Below are 19363 nucleotides of genomic sequence, written 5' to 3'. Positions count from 1 at the left end.
TCGGGTACCGGCCGGAGCCCACCAGGGCCGGCCGGTACCCGAGCGGACCGCATCCCCCAGGAGGACGTTCCACCATGCCCGTACCGGCACTGCCCCGGCTGGGGCTCGGCTGCGCGCCGCTGGCCAATCTCTACCACCCGGTCAGCGACGAGGAGGCGCAGCAGGCGGTGGCCGCCGCCTTCGACAACGGGGCGGGCTACTTCGACACCGCCCCGCACTACGGGCTCGGCCTGTCGGAGGAACGGCTCGGCCGGGCGCTGGACGGCCGGGACCGCTCCTCGTACCTGCTGTCGACCAAGGTCGGCCGCAGGCTGCGCGACCTGGCCCCCGGCGAGCGGCCGGACGGGCAGGGCTTCACCGACAGCCCGGCCCGCGCCCGGGTCTGGGACTTCACCGCCGACGGCATCCGCGCCACGCTGGAGAGCTCGCTGGAGCGGCTCGGCGTGGACAGCGTGGACATCGTCTACCTGCACGACGTCGAGGACCACCTGCCCGAGGTCTACGACACCGGATTCGCGGCGCTGGCCGAGCTGCGCGACCAGGGCCTGGTCAAGGCCATCGGGTTCGGCATGAACCACAGCGACATCCTGGCGAAGCTGGTCGACGACCTCGACGTGGACGTGGTGCTCTGCGCCGGCCGCTGGACGCTGCTCGAACGCACCGCGCTGGCCGACCTGCTGCCGGCCTGCGAGCGGCGCGGCACCAAGGTCGTGGTCGGCGGGGTCTACAACTCCGGGCTGCTGGCCGACCCCAAGCCCGGCGCGCACTACAACTACGCCGAGGCGCCGCAGGAGTTGCTCGACCGGGCGCTGCACATGGCCAGGGTCTGCGCCGAGTTCGACGTGCCGCTGCGGGCCGCCGCGCTGCGCTACCCGTTCGCCCACCCGTCGGTGGTGTCGGCAGTGGTGGGCGCGGCGAACGCGGACGAGATGCGGGACAACGCGGCGATGTTCGCCCGGGAGATCCCGGACGCGCTCTGGCACGCGCTGGTCGAGCAGCGGCTGCTGGACGAGGACGTGCCGCTGCCGGTGAAGGGGGCCTGACCGATGCGGATCGACGCGCACCACCACCTGTGGGACCTGAGCCGGCGCCCGCAGCCGTGGCTGACCGGGGAGGAACTCGCCCCCATCGACCGCACCTTCGTCCTCGACGACCTGCGCCCGCACCTGGCCGCGCACGGCATCGACGCGACCGTCCTCGTCCAGTCCAGCGGGTCGCTCGACGAGACCCGTGAACTGCTGGCCATCGCGGAGAAGTCGGACGGTCTGGTCGCCGGCGTGGTCGGCTGGGCCGACCTGACCGATCCCGAACTGCCCGCGGTGCTCGCCTCGTTGACCGGCCCGCTGGTCGGGATCAGGCACCAGGTCCAGGACGAGGCCGACCCGTCATGGCTGGCCCGCCCCCAGGTGCGCGCCGGACTGGCCGCGGTGGCCGCGGCGGACCTCGCCTTCGACCTGCTGGTCACGCCGGCGCAGCTGCCCGCCGCGATCGACACGGTGGCGGCGCTGCCCGAGCTGCGTTTCGTGCTCGACCACGGCGCGAAGCCGCCGATCGCGTCGGGGGAGTGGCAGCCGTGGGCGGACCTGGTCACCGAGCTGGCGGCGCTGCCGAACGTGAGCTGCAAGCTCTCCGGTCTGATCACCGAGGCGAACTGGCAGACCTGGCGACCCCAAGACGTCCTCCCTTACGCTCGCCACCTCCTGACCGCCTTCACCCCGCCCCGCGTCCTCTTCGGCTCCGACTGGCCCGTCTCCACCCTGGCCGGCTGCTACGCCGACGTGGTGGCCCTGACCGAGCAATCCGTCGCGGCCCTCCCCCCGACCGACCAAGCGGCCGTCTTCGGCACGACGGCCGCCCGCGTCTACAACCTGCGCTGAGCCCCGCAGGGGGCGCGGGGCTGTGTCTTCGTGCGGCTGGCGCCGCGTGGGCGCGACCAGCCACAGCGGCGCCGCAGCCGGGGGACATCCTCAGCCCCCGCGGCGGCGGCCCGCACCCGTCAAAGAACCTAAAGCGTGGACCGGAGCCACTGCTCCACGCTCGCGACGTGCACGGTCGCCCACGACCGTGCCGCCTCCGCGTCCCGATCCCGCAGCGCGGCAAGAATCGCCCGGTGCTCGTGCAGCGTCCTGCTCACCGCGTCCTCCTGCGTGAGGCCGCGCCAGACCCTGGCCCGCGTCGTGGGCCCCGACAACCCGTCGAGGAGCGAGCAGAGCACCGAGTTGCCCGACCCCTGCACGATCCCCCGGTGGAACTCCAGGTCGGAGGCGACCAGTTCCTCCACCGACGGCTGCGGCCCGAGCGCGTCGAGCTTGCCCTCCAGCGTGTCCAACTCCTCCGCCGGGATCCGCAGCGCCGCCATCGCCGTGGCGGCCGGCTCCAGAATCCGCCGCACCGCCAGGAACTCCAGCACCGTGTCGTCGCGGTGGAAGTCCACCACGAAGCTCAACGCTTCGAGCAGCAGTTGCGGGTCCAGGCTGGTGACGTACGTGCCGTCGCCCTGCCGCACGTCGAGGATCCGGATCAGCGACAGCGCCCGGACCGCCTCGCGCAACGAGTTGCGGGACAAGCCCAGTTCGGCTGCCAGCTCGCTCTCCTTGGGCAGCCGGTCACCCGGACGCAGCGTCCCGGAGACGATCATCTCCTTGATCTTCTCGATGGCCTCGTCGGTGACCGCCATCAGCGCCCTCCCCGGTTCAGGTCCCGCGGCGCCGCCAGACCTCCGATGTATTTCCTCATTATGGGCCAGCCGGGAGCAGAACGCCTAGCCCACCCCTCAGCGACTCGCGTACCGGCTCGGCGGCGCGCCCACCGCGGCGGTGAAATCGCGGGTCAGATGGGACTGGTCGGCGTAGCCGAGATCGGCCGCCAGCGCCGCCCAGTCGATGTCGGCGCCCTCGTCGGCGCGGGCCGCGGCCTCGTGCAGCCGGGCCCTGCGCAGCACCCACTTCGGCGAGGCCCCGACGTACTCGGCGAACAGCCGTTGCAGCTGCCTGACCGACAGGTCCAGCTCGCGGGCCAGCTCGTCCACCCGGAACAGCGGCGGGCCGCCGGCACGCTCCGGGTCCGCCCCGAGCTCGCAGCGCTCCACGAGCCTGGCCACCTCGGCCACCCGCGGGTCCGCGGGCCCGGCCGGCAGCACGCCGAGCAGGAAGGCGTCGGCGAGCGCGGCCATCTCGGCGATGTCGTCCAGCGCCAGCAGCCGCGGAGACAGTTCGACGGCGGCGGGCCCGAACACGTCGGCCGCGGGCACCGAGCGGTCCGCGAGGTCGGCGACAGGACCCGGCGCGAACGGGCGGAAGGCACCGGGCCGGAACTTCACCCCGAGCACCTGGCCCGCGCCGCTCAGCACCCGGCTGAACACCCCGCGCTGCACCCCGTAGACCAGCGGCTCCGGCTGCTCGAAGACCAGGTGCACATTGGGGTGCGCCAGCACCTTCTGCTCGTGGTCGGGCCGGCCGCGCAGATCCCAGCGCGGGTTCCAGTAGAACTCCACCAGGTCCGCGAGCGCCGGGTCAGGCAGCTGCCGCCGGAGCTCGAAGAACCCGGCCGCACCCGGCCGCAGCACGCCCCGGATGCTCCTCCCGATGCTCATACCGGCCACCCTACTGTCGCGTTTCTTCAAGACCGCCGCGCGCCGCCAGCCATAGCGTCGGAGACATGAACTTCCACCCGCAGCTCGCATCCGCCGCCACCGAGGCCGCCCGGGTCGCCGCCGGCGTCTCGCCCGACCAGCTCACCGGACCCACCCCCTGCCCCGACTACGACACCCGCGCTCTGGCCAACCACCTGGTCGCCTACACCGGCATCGGCATGGAGCTGCGGGCCCGCCGCGAACCGCACCCCGACGACCTCGCCACCCGTGACTTCACCTCCGACCCGCAGTGGGCCGCCCGGTACGCCGAGCAGCTGGACCGCTCGGTGGCCGCCTGGGCCGACCCGGCCGCCTGGGAGGGCGAGGTCAGCTCGATGCCCGCCGAGGCGATGGCCGGCATGCTCTTCCTTGAGCTGACCCTGCACGGCTGGGACCTGGCCAGGGCCACCGGCCAGGAGTACGAGCTGGACGCGGAGACCGCGGCCCTGCTGCGTACCGTCGTGGCGGAGCAGGCCGAGCTCTACCGGCAGTACAAGGGCTTCGCCGAGCCGGTGCCGCCGCCGGCCGGTGCGTCCGCCGTGGAAACCGCTGTCGCGCTGTCCGGCCGCGACCCATACTGGGCCGCATGATCCAGCACGACCTGATCTCCCGGGTGCGGGAGGTCTGCCGCGCCGAGCAGCAGCTCGGCGCGGCCCTCATGTACGGCTCGTTCGCGGCGGGGGAGGGCGACGAGCACAGCGACGTGGAGTTCTGGCTGTTCTTCGAACCGGACCGGCTGGCCGCCGTGGACCCGGTCGCCTGGTGCGCCGCCGTCGCACCGGTGAACCTGGTGCTGCGCAACGAGTTCGGCACCCATGTGGCGCTGTTCCCCGGTCCGGTGCGCGGCGAGTTCCACTTCGCGAGCACCGGCGACATCGGCTCGGTCGCCGACTGGCCGGCCCGCGGCGCCGCGGTGGACCGGATGGTCGTGGTGGACCGCCGCGGGCTGCTGGCCCCGGTGCTCGCGGCGCTGCCCGAGCAGCCGCCGCTGCCCGCGGGCCCGGAGGAGATCGCCGACCTGTGCGGCCGGTTCGCCAACTGGCTGGTGCTCGCCCTGCACGTCACCGCCCGCGGCGAGCGGCTGCGGGCGCAGGACGCGCTGGCGCACGCCTCCCGCCACCTGCTGTGGATGGCCCGGCTCGCGCACGGCAGCACCGCCCACTGGCTCACCCCGTCAAGGGCCGCCGAGGCCGAGCTGCCCGCCGCCACCGTGGCCGCCGTCGCCGCGGCGACCCCGGCCGCGCTGTGGCGCGAGGGCCGCACCCACTGGCGCACCCTGCTCGGCCGGCTCGACCGGCCCGAGCCCGCCGCGCTCTTCGCGGAACTGGACGCCCTCACCGCCCCCTGATGCCGGACTTGCCCCCTTCCGGGCGCCCGGTCGCCGGAATGTCTTCGAGGCCGGGGGCCCCGGCCCGCTACGCTTGCCGGGTGCGCGTTCCGCCGCCGGCCGGCCGGGAGGCGCATAGCCGACAGCCGTCGCACCCCAGGGAGCAGTTCCATGGCCTTGCCGTCCCCTTCTTCCGCCTCCGCGACATCCGCGGCCAACGCCCGCGCCGCCGCCCTGCGGGAGGCACTCGCCACCCGCGTGGTGGTCGCCGACGGTGCCATGGGCACCATGCTCCAGGCGCAGGACCCGACGATGGACGACTTCGAGCAGCTGGAAGGCTGCAACGAGATCCTCAACGTCACCCGGCCCGACATCGTCCGCTCGGTGCACGAGGAGTACTTCTCCGTCGGCGTCGACTGCGTCGAGACCAACACCTTCGGCGCCAACCACAGCGCCCTGGGCGAGTACGACATCCCCGAGCGGATCCACGAGCTGGCCGAGGCCGGCGCCCGGCTGGCCCGCGAGGTCGCCGACGGCTTCGCCGCCGACGGCCGGCCGCGCTGGGTGCTCGGCTCGATGGGCCCCGGCACCAAGCTGCCGACCCTCGGCCACGCCCCCTACACCACCCTGCGGGACGGCTACGAGGCCAACGCGGCCGGCCTGATCGCCGGCGGCGCCGACGCCCTGATCGTGGAGACCACCCAGGACCTGCTGCAGACCAAGGCCGCCGTCACCGCCGCGCACCGCGCCATGACCGCCGCCGGGGTGAAGCTGCCGGTGATCTGCTCGGTCACCGTGGAGACCACCGGCACCATGCTGCTCGGGTCCGAGATCGGCGCCGCGCTCACCGCGCTGGAGCCGCTGGGCATCGACCTCATCGGGATGAACTGCGCCACCGGCCCCGCCGAGATGAGCGAGCACCTGCGCTACCTGGCCAGGCACTCCCGGATCCCGCTCACCTGCATGCCCAACGCGGGCCTGCCCGAGCTCGGCAAGAACGGCGCGCACTACCCGCTCACCCCCGAGCAGCTGGCCGACGCCCACCAGACCTTCACCGCCGAGTACGGCCTGTCGCTGGTCGGCGGCTGCTGCGGCACCACCCCCGAGCACCTGCGCCAGCTGGTGGAGCGGGTCGGCGGCCAGGACCTGGCCCCGCGCGACCCGCGCCCCGAGCCGGGCGCCGCCTCCCTCTACCAGACCGTCCCGTTCCGCCAGGACACCTCCTACCTGGCGATCGGCGAGCGCACCAACGCCAACGGGTCGAGGAAGTTCCGCGACGCGATGCTCGACGGCCGCTGGGAGGACTGCGTCGAGATGGCCCGCGACCAGATCCGCGAGGGCGCGCACCTGCTCGACCTGTGCGTCGACTACGTCGGCCGGGACGGGGCGGCCGACATGGCCGAGATCGCCGGCCGGTTCGCCACCGCGTCCACGCTGCCCATCGTGCTGGACTCCACCGAGGTCCCGGTGCTGCGGGCCGGCCTGGAGAAGCTCGGCGGCCGTGCGGTGCTCAACTCGGTCAACTACGAGGACGGCGACGGCCCCGAGTCCCGCTTCACCAAGGTCACCGAGCTCGCCGTCGAGCACGGCGCCGCGCTGATCGCGCTGACCATCGACGAGGAGGGGCAGGCCCGTACCGTCGAGAAGAAGGTGGCGATCGCCGAGCGGCTGATCGACGACCTGACCGGGAACTGGGGCCTGCACGAGTCCGATCTGCTGATCGACTGCCTGACCTTCACCATCTGCACCGGCCAGGAGGAGTCCCGCGGCGACGGCGTCGCCACCATCGAGGCGATCAGGGAGCTCAAGCGGCGGCACCCTGACGTGCAGACCACCCTCGGGCTGTCCAACATCTCCTTCGGCCTCAACCCGGCCGCCCGGGTGGTGCTCAACTCGGTCTTCCTCGACGAGTGCGTGAAGGCCGGCCTGGACTCGGCCATCGTGCACGCCTCCAAGATCGTGCCGATCGCCCGGATCCCCGAGGAGCAGCGCGAGGTCGCCCTCGACCTGGTGTTCGACCGGCGCCGGGAGGGCTACGACCCGCTGCAACGGCTGATGGAGCTGTTCGAGGGCGTCGACTCCAAGTCGGTCAAGGCGGGCAAGGCCGAGGAGCTGGCCGCGCTGCCGCTGGACGAGCGGCTCCAGCGCCGGATCATCGACGGCGAGAAGAACGGCCTGACCGACGACCTGGACGCGGCGCTGGCCGACCGGCCCGCGCTCGAGATCGTCAACGACACCCTGCTGGCCGGCATGAAGGTGGTCGGCGAGCTGTTCGGCTCCGGCCAGATGCAGCTGCCGTTCGTCCTCCAGTCCGCCGAGGTGATGAAGAACGCCGTCGCCTACCTCGAACCGCACATGGAGAAGAGCGACGACGAGGGCAAGGGCACCATCGTGCTGGCCACCGTCCGCGGCGACGTGCACGACATCGGCAAGAACCTGGTGGACATCATCTTGTCCAACAACGGCTACACCGTGGTCAACCTCGGCATCAAGCAGCCGGTCTCGGCGATCCTGGACGCCGCGCAGGAGAACCGGGCCGATGTGATCGGCATGTCCGGGCTGCTGGTGAAGTCCACGGTGATCATGAAGGAGAACCTGGAGGAGCTGAACCAGCGCGGCCTGTCCGCCGACTACCCGGTGATCCTCGGCGGCGCCGCGCTGACCCGGGCCTACGTCGAGCAGGACCTGCACGAGGTCTACCAGGGCGAGGTGCGCTACGCCCGGGACGCCTTCGAGGGCCTGCGGCTGATGGACGCGCTGATCGGCGTCAAGCGCGGAGTGCCCGGCGCGGTGCTGCCGGAGCTCAAGGCGCGCCGGGTGGCCGCGCGCGAGGTCCCGGAGCCGGAGCCGGAGGCGAATCTCGGCCAAATTCGCTCCGACGTCGCGACCGACAACCCGATCCCCGTTCCGCCGTTCTGGGGCAGCCGGGTGGTCAAGGGCATCCAGCTCGCCGACTACGCCTCCTGGCTGGACGAGGGCGCGCTGTTCAAGGGCCAGTGGGGCCTGAAGCAGTCGCGCGCCACCGGGCCGACGTACGAGGAGCTGGTGGAGGCCGAGGGCCGGCCGCGGCTGCGAGGACTGCTCACCCGGCTGCAGTCCGAGGGGCTGCTGGAGGCCGCGGTCACCTACGGCTACTTCCCGTGCGTGTCCAAGGGCGACGACCTGATCGTGCTGCACGAGGACGGCACGGAGCGCACCCGCTTCACCTTCCCCCGGCAGCGCCGGGGCCGGCGGCTGTGCCTGGCGGACTTCTTCCGCCCGGAGGAGTCCGGCGAGACCGACGTGGTCGGCTTCCAGGTGGTCACCGTCGGCAACCGGGTCTCGGAGGCGGCCGGCGAGCTGTTCGCCGCCGACTCCTACCGGGACTACCTGGAGCTGCACGGCCTGTCCGTCCAGCTCGCCGAGGCACTGGCCGAGTACTGGCACGCCCGGGTGCGCGCCGAGCTGGGCTACTCCGGTGAGGACCCCGGCGAGGTCGAGGACATGTTCGCGCTGAAGTACCGCGGCGCGCGCTTCTCGCTGGGCTACGGGGCCTGTCCCGACCTGGAGGACCGGGCGAAGATCGCCGACCTGCTGGAGCCGGAGCGGATCGGGGTGAAGCTCTCGGAGGAGTTCCAGCTGCACCCCGAGCAGTCCACCGACGCGATCGTCATCCACCACCCGGAGGCGAAGTACTTCAACGCCCGCTGAGCGGCGTTCGCCGGGCGTGCACCGGACCGTCGCCGGCACGCCGAGCGGTGTGAACGGCGCCGACGTACCATTGACGGTCCGGCAGAGGCCGGTCGCCTCCCCGTATCCCGGGGTGCGGCGACCGGCCTCTGTGTCCCCCGGAAACGGGCACAGCCGCCAGGCCGCGGGCCGCCGGGACCAACCGACGCAGGAGTGTGGCGTATGACAAGCAGCGTTTCCGTCGCCGACACCCGGATGGCGCAGGGCCCGGTCCTGCAGGCGGTGCTCCTGGACATGGACGGCACCCTGGTGGACACCGAGGGCATCTGGTGGACGGCGGAGGCGGCGGTCTTCGCCGACCTCGGGCACGTGCTGGACGAGGTGCACCGCGAGGTGGTGGTGGGCGGGCCGATGGCCCGCAGCGTCGGGCACCTGATCGAGGTGACCGGGGCGACGGTCCCGCTGGCGGAGCTGATGGTGGCGATCAACACCAGGTTCGAGGAGCTGATCGCCCGCGGCGCGCCGCTGATGCCGGGCGCCAGGCGGCTGCTGACCGAGCTGGCCGCGCACGGGGTGCCCACCGCGCTGGTGTCGGCCTCGCACCGGCGGACCATCGAGGTGATGCTGCGCTCGCTGGGGGCGGAGAACTTCGCCTTCACCCTCGCCGGGGACGAGATCGGCCGCACCAAGCCGCACCCGGACCCGTACCTGCTGGCCGCCGCCCGGCTGGGCGCGCACCCGGCCTCCTGCGTGGTCGTGGAGGACACCCTGACCGGCGTCGCCGCAGGTGAGGCGGCCGGCTGCCGGGTGGTGGCGGTGCCGTCGGTGGCGCCGATCGGGCCCGCGCCCGGGCGTACGGTGGTCAGCTCGCTGGACGAGCTCGATGTCTCATTCCTGCGGTCCCTGGTGAGTGTGCCTGTGTGACCTTTGTCACATGGCAGGGCATCGACAAGACGCCGTCGGGCATGGTGGTAATCGCGTTTATTCCGCTCCTACTCGAAGCGGAATGTCTGGATTAACACCTTCGGCGGCGAACGTTCCGCGTCCGGAAAACGGGATACGACGTCCTGTTATCGGCATGTAACTCCCTCTCAATGTCCCCGTGTCCCAGTGAACGACATCCATCCCGCTAGTGTCCTCGCTGGTCAATGCCGATTCGCCCGACCGGCATGTGAGCAAGGGGATTCACTGGATGTCACGTAAAACGCGTGTAGTCGCCGCAGCCGCCGTGGCCTTCCTGGCCATCGGCGCGTCCGCGTGCAACGGCAAGAAGAACAACTCGTCGTCAGGCGGCAAAGGCGCCGTGATCGTCGGGACCATCGACTCGGTGTCGTCACTCGACCCCGCCGGAGCGTACGACTACGGCTCCTGGGAGGTCATCGACAGCGTTTTCCAGAAGGTGATGCACTTCCCGGTCGGCGGCACCACGCCCGAGCCGGACGCCGCCAAGTCGTGCTCCTTCACCGACCCCAAGACCTACACCTGCACCATCCAGTCCGGTCTGGTGTTCTCCAACGGGGACCCCCTGACCGCCACGTCGGTCAAGTTCACCTTCGACCGGCTGATCGGCATCGCGGCGCCCAACGGCGCCTCCAGCCTGCTGGCCAACCTGGACAACACCACCACCAGCGGCACCGACACGGTCGCCTTCCACCTGAAGAACCCGGACTCGACCTTCCCCTCGGTGCTGGCCACCGACGCCGGCGCCATCGTCGACGAGAAGGTCTACCCCAAGGACAAGCTGGCCGACGGCACCAAGGTGGTCGGCTCCGGCCCGTACACCCTGGACAAGTACACGGCCAAGCAGCAGGCGTCCTTCAAGGTGAACAAGAAGTACAAGGGCCCGGTCACGACCAAGAACTCGCAGTTCGTGCTCCAGTACTTCTCCGAGGCGTCCGCGCTGAAGCAGGCCGTCAAGGACGGCACCGTGAACGCGGCCTTCCGCACCCTGTCGCCGACCGACCTGTCGGACCTGAAGAAGACCTCGGGCGTCCAGGTGGTCGAGGGCACCGGCACCGAGAAGCGCTACCTGGTCTTCGACGCCAAGGTGAAGCCCTCGGACCAGAAGGCCGTCCGGCAGGCCGTCGCGCAGGTCATCGACCGCGCCGGCATAGCCAAGGAGGCCTACGACGGCACCGTGGCCCCGCTGTACTCGATGGTCGGCAACGGCATCCAGGGCCACACCGAGGCGTTCAAGGACAAGTACGGCGCGCCCGACACCGCCAAGGCCAAGGCCATGCTCCAGGCGGCCGGCATCAGCACCCCGGTGAACATCGCGTACGCCTGGACGCCGAGCCACTACGGTTCGGCCAGCGCCGACGAGGCCACCACGATCAAGCGGCAGCTGGAGGCCACCGGCCTGTTCAAGGTGACGCTCAGCTCCACCGAGTGGTCCCAGTACCAGAAGGACGAGAAGGCCGACGCCTACGCGTCGTACATGATCGGCTGGTTCCCCGACCTGCCGGACGCCGACAACGACGTCTCGCCGTTCCTGGTCAAGGAGCCGTTCCTCGGCACCGGGTACTACAACCCGAAGATCCAGGAGCAGCTGACCAAGGAGCAGGGCACCACCGACCCGAAGGTGCGCGACGCGGCGTTCGCCGAGATCCAGAAGATCGTGGCGGAGGACGTCCCGATCATCCCGCTGTGGCAGGGCAAGCAGACCGTCGTCATCCGTGACGGCGTGACGGGTGCGGACAAGGCGCTGGACCCGACGATGTTCCGGTTCTCCGAGCTCAGCACCAAGTGACCGACGGCCGGCCCGCGGGGGAGTGACTGACCCCCGCGGGCCGGCCGCCGTGCCGTCCCCTGCGACCACCCCCATCGCGAAAGACACCGCATGAGCAACACGAGCAAGCAGGCCGGGTCGCTGCGCCGCTACATCCTCACCAGGATCGCGCTGGCCGTCCCGATGGTCCTCATCCTGCTGATCCTGGTCTTCGTCATGATGCGGGTCGCCCCGGGCGACCCGATATCGGCGTCGCAGGGCGGCCACCTGAACGCCACGGAACTCGCCGCCAGACGCCACGCGGCCGGCTTCGACGCGCCGATGTACCAGCAGTTCTGGGACTATCTGAAGTCCGTCGCCACGCTGAACTTCGGCACCACGTACTCCGACCGCCGCAGCGTGCGGAGCATCATCATCGAGAACGGCGGCGCCACTCTCACCCTCACGCTGGGCGCGCTGGTCTTCGCCGCGGTCATCGGCATCCCGATCGGCCTGCTGGCCGGCCGGAACCGGGACCGCGCGGTGGACGTCGGCAGCCGGCTGTTCAGCACCGTCAGCTACGCGGCCCCGGTCTTCGTCACCGCCCCGCTGCTGATGCTGGCGTTCGGCTCCACCTCGGGACAGGCGTCACCGCTGGTCCAGCTCAACGTGCCGACCCAGACGCACATCCTGATCGTGGACGCGGTGATCAGCGGCGACTGGGACGCGGTCACCGACATACTCCAGCACCTGATCCTGCCGTCGATCGCGCTCGGACTGCTGGTGGTCGGCGTCTTCATCAGGATGATCAGGATCAACCTCATCCAGTCGCTGCAGGGCGACTACATCGAGGCGGCCAGAGCCCGCGGCGTCAAGGAGCGGCACGTGGTGGCCAGACACGGCTTCCGCAACGCCCTGGTGCCGGTGATCACCGTGCTCGGCCTGCAGGTCGCGATGCTGCTCGGCGGCGCGGTGCTCACCGAGAAGATCTTCAACTGGCCAGGCATCGGCCGCCAGTTGATCGACTACATCAACCAGCGCGACTACGTCGCCGTGCAGGGCATCGTCACCGTCTTCGCCCTGGTCGTCGTCGCGATCAGCCTGCTGATCGACTTCGTGAACGCGCTGATCGACCCGAGGGTGCGGTACTGATGGCCTCCACGACACCGGCATCCACGCCGACCCCGACCTCCACCCTCGCCACCGGCCCGGTCGCCCCGGCCGGCGGCACCCGGTTCGGCGGCCTGCGCCGGATCAGGACCGCGATCGGCGAGGCTCGCGGCGTGCCCAAGTTCATGCTGTGGGCCGGCGCGGTGATCTCCACGCTGTTCGTGATCACCGCGGTCTTCGCGCCGCTCATCGCGCCGTACAACTTCGACACCTACCGGTCCGGCGGCAAGGCGTTCCCCAAGCAGGGCGCGCCCGACGGCACCCACTGGTTCGGCACCACCGTGCAGAGCACCGACGTGCTGTCCCGGACGATCTTCGGCGCCCGCACCGCCCTCGAGGTGATGGTGCTCGCGGTGATCTTCTCGCTGATCCTCGGGGTGCTGCTCGGCCTGGTCGCCGGCTACTTCGGCGGCTGGCTCGACCGGATCCTGGTCCTGGTCATGGACGCGCTGTTCGCGTTCCCCTACCTGCTGCTGGCGATCGTGGCCGGCTTCGTCTTCTCCGGCGTGTCCGGCGGCGGTGTGGTCACCGCGGCGCTGGCCATCACCGTGGTCTACATCCCGCAGTACTTCCGGGTGGTGCGCGCCTCGGCGCTGTCCGCCCGCGAGGCGACCTTCGTGGAGGCGGCCCGCGCGATGGGCGCCAAGCCGTCGGTGGTGATCCGCAAGTACCTGTTCGGCAACGTCATCCAGTCGGTGCCGGTGATCACCACCATGAACGCCGCCGACGCCATCGGCACGCTGGCCGGCCTCGGCTTCCTCGGCCTCGGCATCCAGCCCACCCAGGCCGCCGAGTGGGGCTACGACCTGGACCGGGCCATCGACGACGTCAACGCCGGCATGTGGTGGACCTGCCTCTACCCGGGCCTGGCCATGGTGATCGCGATCCTCGGCTTCACACTGCTCGGCGAGGGCCTCAACGACGTGCTCAACCCGACCATGCGCCGCCGCCGTATCTCCAAGGTGCTGCTGCCGGCGTACACCCGGCGCCGTACGGTCGCCGCCGCGAACGAAGGGACGGCCGCCAAGTGACCACCGTGACCGAACCCGTACTGTCAGTCCGCGACCTGCGCGTCTGGTACGGCACCGACCGCGGCCCGGTCCGCGCGGTGGACGGGGTCAGCTTCGACGTGCACCCCGGCGAGACCCTCGGCCTGGTCGGCGAGTCCGGCTGCGGCAAGTCCACCCTGGGCCGCGGCGTGCTGGGACTCACCCCGGCCGCCGCCGCGGTGGACGGCGAGGTGCTGCTCGGCAGCCCCGGCGGCGGGGGCCGCAACCTGGTCGGGCTGCCCGCCAAGGAACTGCAGAAGCTGCGCGGCCCCGAACTCGGGCTGATCTTCCAGGAGCCGATGACCCGGCTCGACCCGCTGATGCGGATCTCCCAGCACTTCGAGGAGGCGCTGCGGGCCCACAACAAGGACCTGTCGCGCAAGGAGATCAGGGCCCGCGCCCTGGAGTCGCTGCGCGGCATGGGCATCCCGGAGAGCCGCTACGAGAGCTACCCGCACGAGTTCTCCGGCGGCATGCGGCAGCGGATCATGATCGCGCTCGCGCTGGTGCTGCGGCCGTCGTTCATCGTCGCCGACGAGCCGACCACCGCGCTCGACGTGCTGGTCGAGGCGCAGATCATCCAGATCCTGGCCGACCTGCGGAAGAACTTCGACACCTCGCTGGTGCTGATCACCCACAACCTCGGTATCGTCGCCGAGGCATGCGACCGGGTCGCGGTGATGTACGCCGGGCACATCGTGGAACAGGGCGACGCCCGTGAGGTCTTCGCCAACCCGCAGCACCCGTACACCAGGGAACTGCTGCGTTCCACCATCTCGCTGTCCACCACCGGACTGCACTACATCCCGGGCAGCCCGCCCGACCTGGCGGAACCGCCGGGCGGCTGCCGGTTCCATCCGCGCTGCCCGGTGGCGATGCGCGGCTGCGCCACCGAGGAACCGCCCGAGGTGCTGCTCGCCTCCGGGGTGCGCAGCGTGTGCTGGCAGCAGGCCATCGAGGTCGATCCCTCGCTGGCCGACGAGTTGGGAACCGGTGGGCGCGAGCCGCTCACCGCGGTGAAGGAGATCAGCGTTGCTGACGAAGCCTGAGGACGCACAGCACCCGGAGGAGGCCGCCGGCCAGGCCGACGGCGAAGCACTGCTCGAAGTGCGCGACCTCGAAGTGCACTTCGGCCTGCGCGGCGGCGGGCTCAGCCGGTTCACCGGCCGGGACGGCGGCGCCGTCAAGGCGGTGGACGGCATCGACCTGTCGCTGCGCCGCGGCGAGGTGCTCGGCCTGGTCGGCGAGTCCGGCTCCGGCAAGACCACCCTCGGCCGCACCCTGATCGGCCTGACCAAGGCCACCGGCGGCTCGGTCCGCTACCGCGGCGAGGAGATCACCGCGCTGACCGAGCGCCGGCTGCGCCCGCTGCGCCGCAAGCTCCAGATGGTCTTCCAGGACCCGCACGCCTCGCTCAACCCGGCGATGGACATCCGCACCGCCGTCGGCCACCCGCTGCGCATCCACCAGCTCGTGGACAGCGACCAGGAGTACGAGGCCAGGGTCGTACACGCCCTGGAGCGGGTCGGACTGACCCCGCCGGAACGGTTCCTCACCAAGTTCCCCGGCGACCTGTCCGGCGGCCAGAAGCAGCGTGCCGTGCTGGCCAGGGCGATCATCGCCGAGCCCGAACTGCTGGTCGCCGACGAGCCGATCTCGATGCTCGACATGAGCGTCCGGGCCAAGATCCTGCAGCTGATGCTGGACCTCAAGCGTGATCTCGACCTCACCTACGTCTACGTCACGCACGACCTGGCCAGCGCCAAGTTCTTCTGCGACACCATCGCGATCATGTACCTGGGCCGGATCGTCGAGTACGGCCCCACCGCGCAGGTCTTCGCCGACCCGCAGCACCCGTACACGATGGCGCTGCTCGCCGCGATCCCCGAGCCCGACCCGGAGCGCGCGCTGCCCCGTGAACTGCCGCGCGGCGAGATACCGGACGCCGCCAGGCCGCCGCTGGGCTGCTCCTTCCACCCGCGCTGCCCGGTGGCCGTCGCCGAGTGCGGCTGGGAGTCCCGCGACCTGCGGACGCTGCTGGAGAACCGCTGGTTGAAACTCTCTCCAGGGCAGTCGGAGCGGGAGAAGGCCCTGTTCGCGGACGTCGAGGCACTGTCGGTGCCCGGTGCGAGCAGCGCTTCCATCACCCCCGGGAGAAGCCACACGGCGCAGGATGTGCTGGAATACCTCGTGCGTCTGCGTGAGGAGGCTTCGGCGGCCGACTCGCGCGAACCCTTCTGGGACGGCGTGGTGGCGATGAACGCCGAAAGCGGCCACGCCGTGGTGGAGTTCGCGCCGCCACGCGATCCGCGGCTCAGCCTGATGCCGGCCACCGGCGTACAGGTGGCCTGCCACCTTCGTGAGGCCGAAGTGAGCAGCACCACAGGAACATGAGCAGGGACAAGAGGAGAACGACGACGATGAACCGCAAGCTTCTGGTGCTGCCCGCGCTACTGGGCGTGCTCACACCTCTGCTCGTCGGCTGCGGCGGCTCCGGCGGGGGGAGCGGCGGCGGGAAGGCCATCGTCGTCGGCACCACGGACAGCATCGAGCTGAACAAGGCGAACCCCGCCCCTCTCGATCCCGCCACCTCCTACGACAGCGCCACCTGGAACGTCTTCTACAACACCTTCCAGATGCTGCTCACCTACCCGCGCGGCAGCACCACGCCCACCCCGGACGCGGCCCAGTCCTGCGGGTACACCGACAGCAGCGGGCTGACGTACCAGTGCACGATGCGGGCCGACCAGAAGTTCTCCAACGGCCACGACCTGACCGCGGAGGACGTGAAGTTCTCCATCGACCGGATGCAGAAGATCAACTACCAGACCGGTCCCGCGTCACTGATAGCCGGCGTGAAGAGCGTCGACGCGCCCACCGCGGACAAGGTGGTCTTCCACCTCAAGGCGCCGGACGCGACCTTCCCCGCCAAGCTGGCCACCCCGGCCGCGGCGATCCTGGACAGCCAGGTCTACAGCCCGACCGAGATCTACAAGGGCTTCAAGCTGGTCGGCTCAGGTCCGTACACCCTCGACTCCTTCGTCCAGGGCAAGCAGGGCCTGTTCTCCAAGAACCCGAACTACAACGGCGTCCTGAAGCTGAACAACAGCAAGATCGAGATGCGGCTGTTCAGCGACTCCAAGAAGATGGAGGCGGCGCTGACCGCCGGCGACATCGACGTGATGACCCGGACGATGCTCCCGGACCAGATAACCAGCCTGCTGTCGAGCACCAACCCGGACATCAAGCTCACCGAGGCGCCCGGCGGCGAGGCCCGCTACCTGTTCCTCAACACCTCCTCGCCCAACCTGAAGGACGTCGCCGTCCGGCAGGCCATCGCCGAGATCGTGGACCGGCAGGCCATCGCCCGGGACGTCTACAAGCGCACCACCGAGCCGCTGTACTCCGTGGTCCCGCAGGGCATCAACAGCCACATCAACTCGTTCTTCAACAAGTACGGCGCCGCCCCGACACCGACGAGGGCCAAGCAGACCCTGCAGAACGCCGGCTTCCACGCCAAGGTGCCGCTGACCATCAACTTCCGCCGCGACACCGGCGGTACGGTCAACCAGCTGGAAGCCGAGACGATCGCCAAGCAGCTCAACGCCACCGGGCTGTTCGACGTCCAGGCCAAGAGCGAGCAGTGGAACACCTTCCTGGCCAACGCCTCGCAGCGCAAGTACCAGATCTTCGCGATCAGCTGGCTGCCGGACTTCCCCGACCCGGACAACTACATCGCGCCGTTCTTCGACAAGAAGAACTTCCTGAACCTGCCCTACGAGAACGCCGCGATCCAGAACCAGATCCTGCCGAAGACCCGCAAGCTGGCCGACCGCTCCGCGGCCAACGCCGACTTCGACAAGGCACAGAACATGATCGCCAGCGACGTCCCGATGCTGCCGCTGTGGCAGGGCAAGCAGTACATCGCCTCGCGCAACGACATCACGGGCGTGGAGTGGGCGCTCAACTCCTCTACCACCACCCAGTTCTGGGAGCTGGGCCGCGGCGAGTCGCAGTGACCTGAGAGCACCAACGCGCCCCCGGCCGCCGGAGCTGATCCGGCCGGCCGGGGGCGCGTCGCGTCGAGGGGGCGGCGCCGGGCGCAGGCGGTGGGCGGGTCAGCCCGCGCCGGGCCTGACCAGCCCGCTCTCGTACGCGTAGACCGCGGCCTGCACCCGGTCCCGCAGCCCCAGCTTGGTCAGCACATGGCCGACATGGGTCTTCACCGTGGTCTCGCTGACGAACAGCTCCGCGGCGATCTCCGCGTTGGACAGCCCGCGGGCCACCAGCTTGAGCACCTCGACCTCGCGCTCGGTGAGGGTGTGCAGCGGCTGCGGCACCACATCCTCACCGGACGGCAGCCGGCCCGCGTACTTGTCCAGCAGCCGCCGGGTGATGCTCGGCGCGAGCATCGCCTCGCCGGCCGCCACCACCCGGATCGCCTGCACCAGCTCCGCGGCCGGCGCGTCCTTGAGCAGGAAGCCGCTGGCCCCGGCACGCAGCGCCTCCACCACGTACTCGTCGAGGTCGAAGGTGGTCAGCACCAGCACCTTGGCAGGACCCGACCGGTCGGGGCCGGTGATCTGCCGGGTCGCCTCCACCCCGTCCATCCTGGGCATCCGGATGTCCATCAGCACCACATCGGGCTGCAGCGCCCGCACCTGGTCGAGCGCCTGCTGCCCGTCGCCGGCCTCGCCGACCACCACGAGGTCGGCCTCGGCCTCCAGGATCATCCGGAAACCGGTACGCAACAGGGGCTGATCGTCCACCAGCAGGACGCGAATAGCCACGGATTCTCCTCTGCCTTCGCTAGACCGGACCATTCTCGCCCACCAGGGGCAGCGCACCCGCTATTTCCGCCAGCGGGTACGGCGGCGGGGTGCCGCCGAACTCCGGGCACAGCGCCTGGTGATCGCACCAGCCGCACAGCGGGCTGCGGCGCGGCCGCCAGTCACCGCTCGCGGTGGCCTCCCTGATCGCCTCCCACAGCGCCAGCAGCTTGCGCTCGGTGAGCCGCAGGTCGGCCTCCGTCGGGTCGTAGGTGAGCACATCTCCGCTGCCCAGGTAGACCAGCTGGAGCCGGCGCGGCACCACCCCGCGCAGCCGCCACAGCACCAGCGCGTAGAACTTCATCTGGAACAGCGGCTCGTCGGCATACTGCGGGCGCGGCGCCTTGCCGGTCTTGTAGTCCACCACCCGCAGGTCGCCGGTGGCCGGCGCGACATCCAGCCGGTCCACGTACCCGCGCAGCGTCAGCCCCGACTCCAGCACGGTTTCCACATACAGCTCGCGCTCGGCGGGCTCCAGACGCGTCGGGTCCTCCAGGGTGAACCAGCGGTCGACCAGCCGCCGGGCGCTTTCCAGCCACTCGGCGAGCGCCGCCGGCTCGGCGGCCTCGAACAGCGCGGCCAGCTCCGGGCGGGCGGCGAGCAGCCGCTCCCACTCGCCGGAGACCATCTGCCGGGCCTGCTCGGCGGTGCGCTGCGCCGCGGGCGCGTCGAACAGCCGCTCAAGCACCGCGTGCACCACGGTGCCGCGGGTGGCGGCCTCGCTGGGCTTCTCCGGCAGCCGGTCGATCACCCGCAGCCGGTACAGCAGCGGACAGCGCATGAAGTCGGCCGCCCGCGACGGCGAAAGCGACGTGGGCGGACGCGGCGGAATGCTCTCGGTGCTGGTCCCCATGGCACCAGACCCTACGGCCTGGCACTGACACTCCCGGTGACCGCCCGGCGGTGCCGATGACCGCCCAGGACAGCGGGGCAATAGCATGGGCTAGGAGCCCGTTGTCGCGCATGATCGGTATGAGGGCC

16 protein-coding genes are annotated in these 19363 nt (G+C 70.9%); 12 read left to right on the top strand and 4 right to left on the bottom strand.

The window, feature by feature from the left end:
* The first annotated feature begins 74 nt into the window (after positions 1-74).
* On the top strand, positions 75-1043 hold the full coding sequence (locus tag ACQPW6_RS05285) for an aldo/keto reductase (RefSeq protein ID WP_433888357.1): 969 nt from the start codon (positions 75-77) through the stop codon (positions 1041-1043).
* A 3-nt stretch (positions 1044-1046) separates the two neighbouring features.
* Complete coding sequence (locus ACQPW6_RS05280) at positions 1047-1877, top strand: amidohydrolase family protein (RefSeq protein ID WP_433888356.1); 831 nt, start codon at positions 1047-1049, stop codon at positions 1875-1877.
* Positions 1878-2005: 128 nt separating this feature from the next.
* Here ACQPW6_RS05280 and ACQPW6_RS05275 read toward each other — a convergent pair whose 3' ends face one another.
* A complete protein-coding gene (locus ACQPW6_RS05275; RefSeq protein ID WP_433888355.1) occupies positions 2006-2677 on the bottom strand; it encodes a FadR/GntR family transcriptional regulator in 672 nt (223 codons plus the stop codon).
* Positions 2678-2773: 96 nt separating this feature from the next.
* Positions 2774-3592: an AraC family transcriptional regulator gene (locus tag ACQPW6_RS05270; RefSeq protein ID WP_433888354.1), complete on the bottom strand. Its 819-nt coding sequence runs from the start codon at positions 3590-3592 to the stop codon at positions 2774-2776.
* A 65-nt stretch (positions 3593-3657) separates the two neighbouring features.
* Here ACQPW6_RS05270 and ACQPW6_RS05265 point away from each other — a divergent pair, with 65 nt between their 5' ends.
* From ACQPW6_RS05265 to ACQPW6_RS05220, 10 genes are all read left to right on the top strand, one after another.
* Entirely contained in the window at positions 3658-4221 is a 564-nt protein-coding gene (locus ACQPW6_RS05265) for a TIGR03086 family metal-binding protein (RefSeq protein WP_433888353.1), read from the top strand.
* Positions 4218-4979, top strand: coding sequence for a hypothetical protein (locus ACQPW6_RS05260; RefSeq protein ID WP_433888352.1), 762 nt, complete (start codon positions 4218-4220; stop codon positions 4977-4979). The genes ACQPW6_RS05265 and ACQPW6_RS05260 overlap by 4 nt, the downstream gene beginning before the upstream one ends.
* A 150-nt stretch (positions 4980-5129) precedes the next feature.
* Positions 5130-8648, top strand: coding sequence for a methionine synthase (gene metH, locus ACQPW6_RS05255; protein WP_433888351.1), 3519 nt, complete (start codon positions 5130-5132; stop codon positions 8646-8648).
* Between the two features lie 201 nt (positions 8649-8849).
* Positions 8850-9551, top strand: a complete 702-nt coding sequence (locus ACQPW6_RS05250; RefSeq protein ID WP_433888350.1) for an HAD family hydrolase — start codon at positions 8850-8852, stop codon at positions 9549-9551.
* Between the two features lie 268 nt (positions 9552-9819).
* On the top strand, positions 9820-11376 hold the full coding sequence (locus ACQPW6_RS05245) for an ABC transporter substrate-binding protein (RefSeq protein ID WP_433888349.1): 1557 nt from the start codon (positions 9820-9822) through the stop codon (positions 11374-11376).
* A 90-nt stretch (positions 11377-11466) separates the two neighbouring features.
* Positions 11467-12486: an ABC transporter permease gene (locus ACQPW6_RS05240; RefSeq protein ID WP_433888348.1), complete on the top strand. Its 1020-nt coding sequence runs from the start codon at positions 11467-11469 to the stop codon at positions 12484-12486.
* Positions 12486-13535 carry an ABC transporter permease gene (locus ACQPW6_RS05235; RefSeq protein ID WP_433888347.1) on the top strand — a complete coding sequence of 350 codons (1050 nt, stop codon included), beginning with the start codon at positions 12486-12488 and terminating at the stop codon, positions 13533-13535. The genes ACQPW6_RS05240 and ACQPW6_RS05235 overlap by 1 nt, the downstream gene beginning before the upstream one ends.
* Positions 13532-14602 (top strand): ABC transporter ATP-binding protein, encoded by a 1071-nt coding sequence (locus ACQPW6_RS05230; RefSeq protein WP_433888346.1) that lies wholly within the window; start codon positions 13532-13534, stop codon positions 14600-14602. Before ACQPW6_RS05235 ends, ACQPW6_RS05230 begins: the two co-directional genes overlap by 4 nt.
* Positions 14586-15947 (top strand): ABC transporter ATP-binding protein, encoded by a 1362-nt coding sequence (locus ACQPW6_RS05225; protein ID WP_433888345.1) that lies wholly within the window; start codon positions 14586-14588, stop codon positions 15945-15947. Before ACQPW6_RS05230 ends, ACQPW6_RS05225 begins: the two co-directional genes overlap by 17 nt.
* Positions 15948-15973: 26 nt before the next feature.
* Positions 15974-17572, top strand: a complete 1599-nt coding sequence (locus ACQPW6_RS05220) for an ABC transporter substrate-binding protein (protein ID WP_433888344.1) — start codon at positions 15974-15976, stop codon at positions 17570-17572.
* 99 nt (positions 17573-17671) lie between these two features.
* Here the strand turns inward: ACQPW6_RS05220 and ACQPW6_RS05215 are convergent, their stop codons facing one another.
* Together ACQPW6_RS05215 and ACQPW6_RS05210 are read right to left on the bottom strand one after the other, a co-directional pair.
* A complete protein-coding gene (locus tag ACQPW6_RS05215; protein WP_433888343.1) occupies positions 17672-18343 on the bottom strand; it encodes a response regulator in 672 nt (223 codons plus the stop codon).
* A 19-nt stretch (positions 18344-18362) separates the two neighbouring features.
* Positions 18363-19235 (bottom strand): RecB family exonuclease, encoded by an 873-nt coding sequence (locus tag ACQPW6_RS05210; RefSeq protein WP_433888342.1) that lies wholly within the window; start codon positions 19233-19235, stop codon positions 18363-18365.
* Positions 19236-19363 lie beyond the last annotated feature (128 nt).

Source organism: Streptomyces sp. CA-111067 (assembly GCF_050956065.1).
In the GTDB taxonomy this organism is placed as follows: Bacteria; Actinomycetota; Actinomycetes; order Streptomycetales; family Streptomycetaceae; genus Actinacidiphila.
This window is presented reverse-complemented; position numbering and strand designations above follow the sequence as displayed.